This is a genomic window from Jeotgalibaca sp. A122, from assembly GCF_052266715.1.
GTDB lineage: Bacteria > Bacillota > Bacilli > Lactobacillales > Aerococcaceae > Jeotgalibaca.
The window spans coordinates 307,588-320,896 of record NZ_JBQPRB010000001.1; the positions used below are offsets into that span (position 1 = coordinate 307,588).

The 13,309-nt window shown below is 41.2% G+C and carries 14 protein-coding genes; 5 read left to right on the top strand and 9 right to left on the bottom strand.

The genetic code is table 11. The annotated features are described in order from the left end of the window. The first annotated feature begins 117 nt into the window (after positions 1-117). Positions 118-1,227: a PQQ-dependent sugar dehydrogenase gene (locus tag ACTU7M_RS01460; protein WP_443472594.1), complete on the top strand. Its 1,110-nt coding sequence runs from the start codon at positions 118-120 to the stop codon at positions 1,225-1,227. A 133-nt stretch (positions 1,228-1,360) separates the two neighbouring features. Further along, a complete protein-coding gene (locus ACTU7M_RS01465; RefSeq protein WP_443472595.1) occupies positions 1,361-2,668 on the top strand; it encodes an MATE family efflux transporter in 1,308 nt (435 codons plus the stop codon). A gap of 26 nt (positions 2,669-2,694) precedes the next feature. Here ACTU7M_RS01465 and gloB read toward each other — a convergent pair whose 3' ends face one another. Then, positions 2,695-3,396 carry a hydroxyacylglutathione hydrolase gene (gene gloB / locus ACTU7M_RS01470; RefSeq protein WP_443472596.1) on the bottom strand — a complete coding sequence of 234 codons (702 nt, stop codon included), beginning with the start codon at positions 3,394-3,396 and terminating at the stop codon, positions 2,695-2,697. Between the two features lie 188 nt (positions 3,397-3,584). On the opposite strand from gloB, the gene ACTU7M_RS01475 reads away from it, so the two are divergent. Together ACTU7M_RS01475 and ACTU7M_RS01480 are read left to right on the top strand one after the other, a co-directional pair. After that, positions 3,585-5,126 (top strand): FAD-dependent oxidoreductase, encoded by a 1,542-nt coding sequence (locus tag ACTU7M_RS01475; protein WP_443472597.1) that lies wholly within the window; start codon positions 3,585-3,587, stop codon positions 5,124-5,126. 30 nt (positions 5,127-5,156) lie between these two features. Next, the gene (locus ACTU7M_RS01480; protein ID WP_443472598.1) at positions 5,157-5,900 is read left to right on the top strand and encodes an SDR family NAD(P)-dependent oxidoreductase; all 744 of its coding nucleotides are present in this window, start codon (positions 5,157-5,159) and stop codon (positions 5,898-5,900) included. 230 nt (positions 5,901-6,130) lie between these two features. Here the strand turns inward: ACTU7M_RS01480 and ACTU7M_RS01485 are convergent, their stop codons facing one another. The 8 genes from ACTU7M_RS01485 to ACTU7M_RS01520 all read right to left on the bottom strand — a co-directional run bounded on the left by ACTU7M_RS01485 (position 6,131) and on the right by ACTU7M_RS01520 (position 12,595). Next, complete coding sequence (locus tag ACTU7M_RS01485) at positions 6,131-6,820, bottom strand: ABC transporter ATP-binding protein (protein ID WP_443472599.1); 690 nt, start codon at positions 6,818-6,820, stop codon at positions 6,131-6,133. Next, positions 6,813-7,970 (bottom strand): ABC transporter permease, encoded by a 1,158-nt coding sequence (locus ACTU7M_RS01490; RefSeq protein WP_443472600.1) that lies wholly within the window; start codon positions 7,968-7,970, stop codon positions 6,813-6,815. Before ACTU7M_RS01490 ends, ACTU7M_RS01485 begins: the two co-directional genes overlap by 8 nt. Before the next feature lie 2 nt (positions 7,971-7,972). Beyond that, positions 7,973-8,620, bottom strand: a complete 648-nt coding sequence (locus ACTU7M_RS01495; protein ID WP_443472601.1) for a cobalamin B12-binding domain-containing protein — start codon at positions 8,618-8,620, stop codon at positions 7,973-7,975. Positions 8,621-8,640: 20 nt separating this feature from the next. Continuing rightward, positions 8,641-9,216 (bottom strand): TetR/AcrR family transcriptional regulator, encoded by a 576-nt coding sequence (locus ACTU7M_RS01500; protein ID WP_443472602.1) that lies wholly within the window; start codon positions 9,214-9,216, stop codon positions 8,641-8,643. Between the two features lie 167 nt (positions 9,217-9,383). Then, entirely contained in the window at positions 9,384-10,136 is a 753-nt protein-coding gene (locus ACTU7M_RS01505; protein WP_443472603.1) for a sugar phosphate isomerase/epimerase family protein, read from the bottom strand. A gap of 11 nt (positions 10,137-10,147) precedes the next feature. Beyond that, entirely contained in the window at positions 10,148-11,143 is a 996-nt protein-coding gene (locus ACTU7M_RS01510) for a hydroxyacid dehydrogenase (RefSeq protein WP_443472604.1), read from the bottom strand. Further along, positions 11,106-11,759 (bottom strand): YczE/YyaS/YitT family protein, encoded by a 654-nt coding sequence (locus ACTU7M_RS01515; RefSeq protein ID WP_443472605.1) that lies wholly within the window; start codon positions 11,757-11,759, stop codon positions 11,106-11,108. Before ACTU7M_RS01515 ends, ACTU7M_RS01510 begins: the two co-directional genes overlap by 38 nt. Positions 11,760-11,830: 71 nt before the next feature. After that, positions 11,831-12,595, bottom strand: a complete 765-nt coding sequence (locus ACTU7M_RS01520; protein ID WP_443472606.1) for a helix-turn-helix domain-containing protein — start codon at positions 12,593-12,595, stop codon at positions 11,831-11,833. Positions 12,596-12,673: 78 nt separating this feature from the next. Between ACTU7M_RS01520 and ACTU7M_RS01525 the strand changes: the two genes are divergently transcribed. Next, positions 12,674-13,300: a phosphatase PAP2 family protein gene (locus tag ACTU7M_RS01525; protein WP_443472607.1), complete on the top strand. Its 627-nt coding sequence runs from the start codon at positions 12,674-12,676 to the stop codon at positions 13,298-13,300. Positions 13,301-13,309 lie beyond the last annotated feature (9 nt).

Below are 13,309 nucleotides of genomic sequence, written 5' to 3' on the forward strand. Positions count from 1 at the left end.
CATAATCCTCTAAATGTTTTTGTTCAAGCAACTCTATTTGATAGCGTTAATCATTTCTGGTTTTACTTGGTTTCCTATAAACTGAAAGTAATAAGAATATCACGAGGAGGACTTTCCATGAAGCCAAGGTTAATTATTACGTGTCTCCTAGCCACAAGTTTAGTGGGGTGTACAACTGCTGAAGAACCGATGGAAGAATCCGTGATTGAGTCAAGCGAGAGTGTTGTTTCCGAAGAAAGCGTCATTGAAGAAGAGCTAGATACAGCATTAACCGTCATTGCGGAAGGGTTGATGATTCCTTGGTCGATCGAAAAGCATGGAGATATTTTTTACATCACCGAGCGTGAGGGGCATATTGTCGAAATTGAAAATGACATAGTCGTACGACAAGAAGTCCAACTGAATAAAACGCTCTCCATCGCGGCTGAGGCTGGTTTGATGGGATTTGTATTGGCTCCAGAATTTGAAGAAACAAAACAGGCCTTTGCCTACTACACATATGAAGGCGAAACTGGCCCAACCAATCGGATCGTTATTTTGAAATTAGATGATGGCGTTTGGGAGGAGGAACAAGTATTGCTGGATAACATTCCGAGCGGTTCTTTCCACCATGGCGGACGTTTGAAAATCGGTCCGGATGGGAAGTTATATGCGACAACGGGGGATGCCACCAGTCCTGATTTAGCTCAAAAGTTGGATTCGTTGGCCGGTAAGATTTTACGTATGAATCAAGATGGAACGATTCCAGATGATAACCCTTTTTCCAATTCCTACATTTATAGTTATGGTCATCGCAATCCGCAAGGGATGGTGTGGTTAGCGGATGGGACGATGTACGCGAGTGAACATGGTAATAGTGCGAATGACGAAATTAACCGCATCAACCCGGGTGAAAACTATGGTTGGCCCGTTATCGAAGGAAAAGAAGAACAAACGCAAATGGTTTCGCCCCTTTTTACATCAGGTTTTTCTGAAACATGGGCCCCGTCTGGAATGGCGACCGACGAAAAGCGGCTGTATGTTGCGGGATTGCGTGGAAATGCAGTGTTTGTTTTTGATCTAGAAAGAGAAGATGCCGCTGCCCATTTAACTGAATTCGGACGGATTCGTGATGTTTTCGTGGAAGATGGATTTTTGTATTTTATAACAAATAACCGCGACGGTCGTGGTATGCCAAGCACTGCGGATGATCAATTGTATCGTATTGGTTTGAACGAACTGGATTAATATGTTAGAGTATTTGAAAAAATAAGTTATATTTTCGCCGGAAAATATTAAGAGTACTGTTTTTGTTTGCGTAGGCCTTTGAAGCAAACAAGGATGGTACTCTTTTTTTATACTGGAATAAGGAGTTTTAAATATGCTGAGAATTCGTCGAGATTTTTTTCAATTTGTTTCATTTAGTGTTCTAAGTATGGTTGGTCAATCGTTGTTTATTTTGGCCGATACGTATTTCATCGCAAATGGGGTTGGAGCCCAAGGGTTAGCTGCTTTGAATATAGTCCTACCACTAGTCAATATTATCAATGGTTTGGGCTGGATGTTTGGCATCGGTGGTGCTACACAGTTTTCAATCACGAAAAGCCAGGGGCAACAAAAAGCGGCTAACGCTCACTTTACCCAAACGGTTATCACAGCTGGTGTACTTGCGGTTTTATTTACAATCATTTGCCAGTTATTTGCTCGTCAAATTCTGTCATTTTTAGGGGCTTCTGGGGGCCTATTTGAGATGGCTTATGACTATTATTTGGTATTAACGCTGTTCATACCCTTTTTCATTTTAAATAATGTCATTATTTCGTTTATCCGGAACGATTACAATCCACGATTAGCGATGATGGGAATGATTTGCGGTGGCATCATAAATATCATTTTTGATTATATTTTTATTTATCCATTTGGTTGGGGTTTAACCGGTGCCGCCATTGCCACTATATTTTCACCTGCTGTGAGTCTGTTGATTTGCAGTCTGCATTTTAAATATGGACGTCGAACATTGGCTTTTCAAGCAATTAAATTTGAAAGTACCCGTCTTATTTCTACTTTACGCATTGGTTTTTCGTCATTTTTGAATGAGTTTTCTTCTGCATTTGTCATGCTCATTTTCAATTTGATCTTATTGAAGATGGCTGGTGATATTGGTGTTTCTGCCTATAGCATTGTTGCCAATATGAATATCATAGCAGTATCCATTTTCACGGGCATCGGGCAAGGTTTCCAGCCACTCATCAGCATTTATCACGGAAAAGGAAATGATGTCGCTGTACAAAAAGTATTGAAGCTTGGTTTATTGACATCTTTCCTGATTGGATTATTTTTTGTGATTCTCGGCTTTTTAGTGCCGGATATTATTGTCCGCATTTTCAATGGCGAGAACAATTTGCAGTTAACCCAATTGGCAATACCGGCGGTGCGACTGTACTTTCTTTCATTCCTGTTTACCGGTATTAACTTTACAATCACTTTTTATTTGGCGGCCATGAATCAAGGTAAAAAATCAATGGTTGTTTCTGCTTTACGTGGTTTAGTACTTGTCTACCCCGTTGTCATGATAATGAGTAAGGCCATAGGGATAAATGGCATTTGGCTTGCGATGACGATTGTTGAATTGCTGACATGCATGGGTGTTTTGTTTATCGTTATAGCAAAAAAAGTCACCCCAAAGTGAATCTAGACTTTGAGGTGACTATATTTTTAAAAATTATCCCGGGCTTTACGTAATTCAATAAAATCTTCCAATGTGTCTGCATTCAAAAAGAGATTAATCAATTTTTCCTTGCCGATCGTGGATGGCAAGGTTGGCATTTCAATAGCCCGCTTATCATTGACCTCGTGGAGCGCCGTCAAAATATCAGGATTGGATGGCGTTTCGGACATGGCGAATCGCAGGTTCGTTTGGGTATATTCATGTCCCGCATAGACTTTCACGTTATCGTTCAAACCTTTGAATTTCTGTAAAGCCTCGTATTGTGCTTCGTAATCCCCTGTAAAGACGCGGCCGCAGCCTCCCGAAAACAGTGCATCTCCGCAAAATAATATGTCACCCATCAGAAAACTGATGTGTTCTTCTGTATGCCCCGCTGTCTTGAAAACTTCAACTGTTTCACCAAACAATTCAAATGTATCCCCTTCTTGGACAATTTGAGTAGCCAGTGAATCTGTTTCAGTTGGTCCGTAAACTGGAACATCCGGATATTTTTCAAGAATTTCACGAACACCGCCAATATGGTCATCGTGGTTATGAGTCAAGAGAATGGCCACTAAGTTGGATTTGTTCTCCTCAAGATATGACAATACGCCGTTCGCTTCGCCTGGATCCACTACAGCAATGTCCTCTCCCTCTTCAATCACCCAGATATAGTTGTCCGAAAAAGCTTTTATTAAACTTACTTCCATTTGCTTTTACCTCCTTATCAGTTCCATCACTCGAATTCTGCTACGTTTATAATATCAGATAATTATGGATATTAGAAATTCTAAGACTAAATGACACGGCTAAGTACACCCTACCACCTTAGCTTTCTTTTTGTTCCTTTAAGCGGTGGTGCTATAATTCAAGTAAATAAGGTAAGGAGGAGTATGTTATGACGTATAACGAAACTGAAACGCATCTCGCTCATTTCCCTGAATCCTATTGGCGCACGCATCCCGTTCCCCACTACCCACAAATGGTAGCCGATGGTACAACTGAAATCGCCGTTATCGGCGGTGGCATAGTCGGCATCATCACAGCCTACTTACTGGCAAAATCAGGAAAAAATGTTGCTCTGGTCGAAGCTCGCGAAATCCTCTCTGGCGTTACCGGCAATACCACCGCAAAAATAACTGCACAACACGCTTTAATCTACGCTGAACTCCTGCAAACTTTTGGAAAAGAAAAAGCAAAACAATACTACAATGCAAATATTGACGGTCTTCAGCTTATCGAAAAGATTGCCCATGAACTTGCTATCGACTGTAATTTCGAGAAGAAAAAAGCAGTCGTCTTTGCCACATCTGAAGATGGCGAGAAGCAAATCAGGAAAGAAGTGCGGGCGTACCAAGCTTTGGAAATCCCAGGGCGTTTTTCGATGGGGCAATTGCCGGAACTACCATTTGAAACAGTGGCTGCACTCACGATGCCGTACCAAGCCCAATTCCATCCCGTTAAATTTCTGGCCCCACTCCTTGACGAAATTATCAAATACGGTGGAACAATCCACGAGCAAACCCGTGCAGTAAATATAAAAGATAAAACACATATCGAAATGGAAAACGGTAAAACCCTTGTTTGCGAAAAAGTGGTCGTGGCTTCTCATTTTCCGTTTAACGACTTTGATGGTTTTTATTTTACTAAGCTCTCTATTTCTCGTTCTTATGGTATTGCGGCCAGAGTCAACGGTGCGATTCCGGATGGCATGTACATCAGTGTCGACTCCCCGACTCGTTCGTTGCGCTCAATCACTGACACGGATGGTTCTTCGTTCCTGTTGATTGGTGGGGACGGGCATCAAACAGGGAAAAGTAAAACCGATACGCAGGAGCACTATCGAAACTTAGAAAAATTTGGTCGCAATCATTTCGATTTACAAGAAGTTGCGTATCATTGGTCCGCACAAGATATGACAACAACGGATAAAATGCCTTATATCGGCCAGATGACAAATGATTCGTCTGACATTTTGGTTGCCACCGGATTTAACAAATGGGGAATGGCAGCCGGCGCACTTGCCGGGCAATTGTTGGCAGACCGCGTTATCGGGAAACAGAATGACTATGAGACACTCTTCGACCCAACAAGGTCAAAACACAAACCCAAAGACATTCAGCAATTTGCTAAAAAAAATATAGCCGTTGGTAAAGATTTCATCGTTTCTAAAGCAAAACGACCCGATTTGATGCCAGACGATTTAGGTCTTGATGAAGGTGGTCTCGTCACAGTTGATGGTAAAAAAGTCGGCGGTTATCGGGATAAACAAGGGGAGCTCCATTTGGTCAAAACGACATGTACCCATTTGGGTTGTGGACTCAGCTGGAACGATGCTGAACGTTCTTGGGACTGTCCCTGTCATGGTTCCCGTTTCAGTTATTCCGGGGAAGTGTTGAATGGCCCCGCCGTTAAACCTTTGCCAAAGATGGATGACTAGCTTCATTCTTGACAATAAGGAGGAACTGTCGTGGGAAAACTACAAGATAAGGTGATCATCATTACGGGAGGTGTTTCCGGCATCGGTGCCGCTACTGCCGAGTTGTTCGGGCAAGAAGGTGCCAAGCTCGTTTTAGTTGATCAGAATGATGAAAAAGGTAAAAAGTTTGAACAGAAATTGGCATCAAAAGGCTATCCCGTCATTTTTATTCAAGCGGACGTCACCAATGAGGAGCAGGCCCAAAATGTTTTCAAAGTAGCCAAAGAAAAATTTGGTCCCGTCAAAGTACTGTTTAACAATGCCGGCATCGGTTATGCCAAACCAACTGAAGAAACAACATATGCCGAATACCGCCGGACGGTTGAAGTTGATTTGGATGCCTATTTCCTCTATTCACAACTGGCCATCAAGGACATGTTAAAAAATAAGGGTGGCGTCATTGTTAACACCGCTGCCATTCGGGGAATAATTGGGGGCGTCAAACTGGCGGCCCTGAGTGCGGCAAAAGGCGGTGTTATCAATTTGACTCGTGCCCTCGCTCTTGAATTTGCGGATCGTCACATTCGTGTGAATGCCTTATGCCCTGGCTACACCAATACGCCCGGATTAGGTGTCCCCGAGGTAATGAAAGCTACTTTGGCCGCGACTATTCCGATGAAACGTTTGGGAACCGCCGAAGAAATGGCCAAGGCGGCTCTATTCCTGGCTTGCGATGACTCGTCGTTCATGACTGGCAACACATTGACAATCGATGGCGGTTATACTGCGCAGTAGCCATATGGAAGTAAAAACGACGATTAGTTGTATAGAATATGGTTAACCGTCGCAAATTAGCGATTTTACGCCTGTTATCTTATCGCTCATTTTCTAATCGTCGCTTTTTTGGAAAATCACGACGATTAACTCAAATGACAAAACTTAATCGTCGTCCCTAGCAAATAATAAAAATATAAAAGTCCCCGTTTTCTCTTTTCGAATAGAGAAAGCGGGGACTTTTTTACCAGTTAAACGTTTGAAATATCCATATTCACGCGACCGTCTTTGATTTCAATAATACGGTCCGCTTGTTGCGCAACTCTTTGGTCGTGCGTAATCAGGATGAATGTTGATTTGTATTCACGGTTGATTTCTTTCAAAAGTTTGAAGACTGTTTGTGTTGTTTCAGAATCCAAGTTACCGGTTGGTTCGTCGCCCAGAATGATTCTTGGATTGTTGATCAAACTGCGGGCAATGGCACCACGTTGTTGCTGACCACCTGAGATATCTGTTGATTTGTTATCGCGGACTTTAGTCAAGCCCACGATATCAAGCAATTCATTCGCCCGTTCCATGGCTTCTTTGGTTACTTTACCGTGCTTGATTTTATAAGGCATCAAGACATTTTCAAGTACCGTAAATTCCGGCAAAAGATAATGGAATTGGAAGATAAAACCGATTGTTTCATTACGCAAAGCAGCCAGTTGGTTTTTCTTCATACCGGAAATGTTTTTTCCATCTATAATGACTTCACCGCTCGTTGCTCTGTCCAACGTCCCGATGATATTCATCAGTGTGGACTTTCCACTACCGGATTCTCCGATGATGGCATTAAAGCTGGATTCGTCAAAGTCCAGGTTTACGTTATGCAAAACTTGGTTCTTAACTTTATCTCCATAAATTTTATTAATGTCTTTTAATTGTAAAATTTTACCCATTCTTGATTACCTCCATTGGATCCAGTCTTGAAGAACTCTTAGCTGGAATAAATGCCGCCAGAGTTGAAGCGAAGATAGCAATCACTACTGACATACCGATAAATTGCCAATCCAGGAAGAACGGTACCAATGACGTCCCATCTGGATTTTTGACAAACGTTGAAAATCCATACATCAAACCAACGCCTAGACCCGTTCCGGCTACACCACCGATCGTTCCCAATAAGAAACCTTGAATCAAGAAAATTTGACTGGCGGTCTTATCCTTAATTCCCATCGCTTTCAAAATACCCAGTTGTTTCGATTTTTGAACCACTGATACTGCCAATACGGAGGCAATTCCCAACAGAACGGCAACCAGTACAAAGACTTGAATCATGTAGCTGGAAATCGATTGTCCGGATAGCCCTGCCAATAGTTGCTCATTTTCATCTTTCCAGTTGGTAACTTCCAATTCGTAGCTTTCAGCATCTGACTGGATATCACCAGCGATAACGTCTGCTTCAAACACCTCTTCCACTTGCATTTCAATAGAAGAAATATTTCCTTCTTCATCAAACAAGGTTTGGGCTGTTTCAAGTTCTGTTACCATCCAGGATTCATTCAAACTTGCAACACCTAAATCAAAAATCCCGACAACTTCAACTTCTTCAACCCCACCAGCAGGAAGGCCAAATTCGATAACATCACCAACTTGGATAGCGACTTTTTCAGAAAGTTCTGTACCAATCAATACTTCGCCTTCTGATTTAGGCATGTCACCTTCAACTAATTTATCTGTAAATTTATAAATATCATTTGCAGCTTCAAATTCGAAACCTCTCATCAAAACAGGGAAGCTGTCTTCCTCATCAATAACAAATCCAGAAGCATCGAAAGCTTTAGAAACAGCTGTTAAACGCTCTTCTTTGTTAAGTTCATTCATTAAATCCTCGTTGTCACTAAAGTAATTTTCATTATTTTCGTTCGCTATTGTCACTTGAGAGGAACTACCAATCGTACGGTCCACCAAGGAAACTTGCAAACCATCAATAAGCGATCCGATGAAAATTTGTACCGCAACCCCAATCGTAATCCCAATTACAATCAAGATTGTTTGTCCCATGCTGGACTTCAGAAACCTTGTTGCTATATTAAATGCCAGCTTCATTATTAATCAACCGCCTTATCTAGATTTTTAATATCGTCATAACTATTTATTAACATATCTGCGCCCACCATTTTATACGCTTCAGGATTTGATTTAAAAGCATTGCCCCCAACGATAAATATAAAATCATTACCAAATTGGGCTTTAATATTTTCAATCATTTTTTTCACTGAAACCAAGTTATAGTAATTCGTTACACTGATCGTAATGTAATCAGGTTTTACGATTTCAATCGCTTTGAAAATTGTTTTTTCTGGGGTTCTGGCTCCAATAAAAGTTGGTTCATAGCCTTCGAGCTTGAAGAAATCGGCAACCATTTTTGCGCCTAATTCATGATCCTCGAATTCTGGACACATCACAACGACGTTTCCTTTTCTACGTCTCACTTTTTTTCTTTGGTCTAATATAAAGGGGTAAGCAGATTCGATAATGGTTCGAATAATCCCACTTCGCACGTGCTCTCGCCAAATTAGTTCCTCGTCTTTTGGATATTCATCAATGACGCTTACCAATGCTGGAGCCAAAATCACTTCATAAAGCTCCGGAATTGTTACTTCACCCGCTTGAAGCGCGTTAATAGAAATCATGACAGCTTGTTCTTTGTTTTCCGCTTGCAACGCAGTTAGTACTTCTTTATACAATTTTTCCACTTTAAGTTCCTCCTTAAATTTTAAGTTTCATCTCTATCTAAAATTCCATAGACGAATAGATGTACTAATTGCTCAGTTCTAAGCGATTCATGGAATCTTTTGTCTTTTTGAATATAAGGAGAAATTGTCCCGTAAAAATGTAACGCTAATTCAAACGAATTAAAGGGTGACTCGTCTCCTACATAATTACTGAATAATTCAATTAACGGTTGCAAGTATGACTGCCGCCACAATTGATATAAAAGTAAGTGATTCTCTTTTGACATTTCATTTTCAATATCATGCTGCATGATAAAAAGATTGACAGGATGTCTTTCCCTTAAAAAATTAACAATCTCAGTTAACTTATGTTCTAAGGATTGGTTGTGTTCACTTACAATTTCTTCCATCTTTTGCTTAACTTCGGCTGACAAATCTTCCAAAACGGCAATATAGATGGCTTCTTTGGTTTTAAAATGATAATACAAATTCGGTTGGGTAATACCGGCCAAATCGGCTATCATCCGTGTTGAAGTGGCTTGAAAACCTTTATCCATGAACAAATCCGAGGCGATATTTAAAATGAGTTGCCGAGTTGTAATTTTTTCCGAATCCACACCTTAAACCCCACTCTCCTTAAAATTTTATCAGTTGATAAGTTCAAACAAAGAATATCAAATTCGAAATAAATAAGCAACCATTTTAAACTAAATTAGTTAAATAAAGTAATACAAGTCAAATTAAATACAAAAAAAAAGAAGGGCTTTCGAAGCCCTTCTCCTTATTAAATATTTTTTATCAACTGATATAATGCATTTGTATCGTGCACGATGTTCTTTGGATCGTCATCTTTTACAAATTCCAAAAGGTAGTGCCTTGACTGAGAATGTTTTTTTTCAATCTTGTCGATATATTTTTGCCAGTCTGATTGTGCATCTGCCAAAGAATAACGCTCCATATAGTTTTTCCAGTTGAATACATGAACATTACTAATCCATGAAGCTAATATATCTAAACTCGCCAAACGCTCATCGACACTTAAGGTTTCACTTGGCTGCCAATACAAACTTACATTATCTTTTGCGATTGCTTCAATCAAAGCCAAAGCACTTTCCGGTGTATCAGTCAGCGTATTTTGATGATATTCAATTCCAATCTGCATCGCACTCTTTGAAGCAAAATCGGCAATTTCCTTAGCTTCCGCAACCATCCGTCTGCGCGTTTCCTCATCCACAGCCTCCGACCCGTCAGCCCCAGCCCATATTCGGATCATGTCGGTTCCAAGCGCTTTGGTTGTTTCCACTACTTCTTTGAATGCATCCAAGCCATCCAACAACCGGAAATAAGAGCCATACGAACTGACAACCAAACCTGCTTCACGTGTCAGATTTCCTACCCGCCGCGCGTTTTCCAGATCTCCCGGCGGTACATGGTCCTTGCCCCACCATTCGATGGATTGTATTTTTGTTGGCTTGATAATTTCAATGACTTCTTCTACCGAGTACTTCCCCAGAGTTACCGAGCAAAGTCCCAACATTTTATCACTCCCTAGGCCATTTTCTCATAAGATTCCTTGGTAATTTCATAACTCAACTTACCGTCTGCCAGATATTCTTTCAACTCTGCCAACATCCAGTCACCTAGACGCGCACGTTCGTTTCCAGCACTACCGGCCAAGTGCGGTGTTAAAATCACATTTTCCATTGTATAAAGGGGTGATTCCTTCACGGGTGGTTCGGGATGCGTCACATCCAAAATCGCGGTCAAATCAGGACGTACCTGGAGCTCTTCAATCATTTCATCTTCTTTCACAATCGCACCACGCGCTGTGTTGATAAACGTTGCGGCTTCTGGTAATGATTTAATATGCTCCCCCGTTATCATGCCGACTGTTGAATCAAGCAAGGGCGCGTGTAAAGAAGCCACATTCGCTCTTTCAAACAACGTATTCAATTCAACCTTTTCAACGTTGTATTTAGCCATTTCTTCCGCACTCACATAAGGATCATACGCAATTACATTTAAATGATAGGGTTTCAATAATTCAACAACCATCCGCCCCACTTGGCTGAATGAGATCAACCCCACAGTCGCTTGATAGTTCCCGGTCACCGGGTAAAACAAACCTGGTTTAAAAGTCTTTTCCGTTTTAACCTGGCGAATCAACTGCCACGTATTTTTTAATGATAATAAAATCATACCCAGCGTATATTCCGCAACCGGAATGGCATTGGCCGTATTCGCAGTCGTGACGCGAATGCCACGTTTCCAAACTTCATCTGTCAATAATTTCTTCATGGTACCTGCCGCATAATAAATAACTTTCAAGTTCGGCAATAAATCCAGGAATGCGGCATCCATTCTGGCAACGCCCCACCCACCAAACAAAAATTCAACGTTTGTTAATGCTTCCTTATCAGCCTCTAGTGCTTCAAGTGTTGGGTAATAATTTACAGGTCCCAATAACGCCTCAATTTTCGAACGTGTTTCTAGTGTATAAACTGCTTCAAACTGGCTTTCCATCATCATATAAACGGCTCTCATGCTTCTGATTCCTCCTGTTATTAATTGCTGTAATAAACTGTCCGATTAGAAGAACGCTGATAACCGTTCCTTCGCGCACCCCTATCAACTGTTGTAAAAATACCAATGATAGAATAACCGCAACTGCGACAAGCGTTCCGTCAAATAAAACCTTCACTTTACCAAACGTCTTCTTAGTCTTCGAGGCAAGGGCTTTTACGATTCCTTCTGCCGGATTATTCACGATGTCTGCCTCCAGCTGCCAAATTGTACTCAAGGCAATTACAAAACAGCCTACAACCAAGACCGTTATTTTTACTAAATAAGGCAACGATGAAATAAAGCTCAAGTTACTTGACCAACCATCAATCGCCATACCCAATAGAAGGCTTACTATAATTTGTAGGTACTGGTGCTTTGGAAAACGTCGACCCAACAGAACCAATTGTCCCATAATATAAGTAAAATTAAAGATAATCGTCCAGTTACCAAAAGTGAGACCAGTCAGAGAACTCATGACAAATGCCGGACTGGTGATGGCGGTCGTTCCCAGTTGGGTTAAACTTACCATGCTGATCCCAAGCCCCATCGTTAAAATACTCAATAAAAAGAGCGACCATCTTCGCCACATCTTCATTCAATCCCTCCTCACCAGTTAGTTTAAGCTTATTTTGATGGAATATCTTATTAAGAACGATGATTAAATTCTCAATTTCGGAACTTTTTCGGTGATTGACCGGTTTTCATTTTAAATTGACGGTAAAAAGTAGCCAGTGATTCATAGCCGACCTGGAAGCAAATCGAAATAATTTCCAAATCGGTCGTCGTCAATAGTTCAATGGCTTTCTCGATACGCTTGTCCTGGACAGCCTGCATGGGTGTCTGATGGAATGCCACTTTATAAATTTGAGTAAGGTACCGGCCGGTATAATTAAAGACGGAAATCAGGTCATCCAGGCGGTTAATGCTATAGTAGTTATGTTCGATGTACTGCTTGATTTGTTGACTCAGGTCCCCTCTCTTTTTTTCATCGGGTTCTCCCCACCTGACCAGACCCAACAACAACTCAGCCAAACCGATTTCAATAGCCACCTCACTCAGCCAATCAGTACTTGATGTCTCATTTAACAAACGCCGCCAGATGTTCTGAACGGTGCCTTTTTCCGGTTTTTGTAATGGCAGAATAAACGCCTTATCAAAGCGCTCATTTCCCAGTAATTTGGCGATTGTGTGGTTTAAATGGTGCGCTTCGAATTCTAACACGAGGATGGTCGTCATTTTTTTCGAATGGACTTCGTGAAAAGTTTGGGGTGGCAAAAAGACGATGCTGCCATCTTCAAAAGAATACTGCTCGTCATCAAACGCAATTTCCCCTGATTGGTCGAGTGTATAAAGTAATTGATAATAATCGTGAGCATGCTTTGCTTCGACATGCCCCGCTGGATGTTTGTTTTCGAAAAGACGGATACTCATGAAGGTTCCTCCGTTGCTTTACTGTGTTCAAATATTATATGATGATTATATCGAATTTTATTGGTTTAGGAGACTATTATGAAAAACATCCAAAAAGCCCTACTGACACTGGTCCCTTACTTGCTTATCCGGATTCTGCTCACTTTCTTTCCTGAAGCACTCAACCAAATGGATCAAAACGTAACAGAGACGGTTGTGCAATTGCGGAATGTCATAGCTGATACTTATTTCAGAACCATGACGCAGCTTGCCAATATAGACTTCATCAAGGGTTTGATCATAGTGACGATTTTAGTCCTTGTTCTCATTTTGAAGAAATGGAAGACCGCGCTTATCTATACCAGTGGGGTTATCGCGGGGAATGTCTGGCTTAACCCGATGCTCAAGAACTTCTTCCAACGGGAACGCCCGAATGAAGCATTTCGGATGGTATCCGAAAATTCCTACTCTTTTCCGAGTGGGCATTCCTTCGCATCAGCAATGATTTATCCGTTGACGGTTTATATCATGGTTCGTCATACGCGGCTTTCACAGCACAAAAAAGTTGCGTACTTCCTACTAGCTGTTGTAGTGTTATCAGTTGGTTTCAGTCGCATTTACTTGGGCGTTCATTATCTATCAGATGTGGTAGGTGGCTTCTCCCTTGGTTTTTCACTCAATTACTTAACACGTTATTTCATCAAAAAAATAGAGACACCTTCATGACGAAGATGT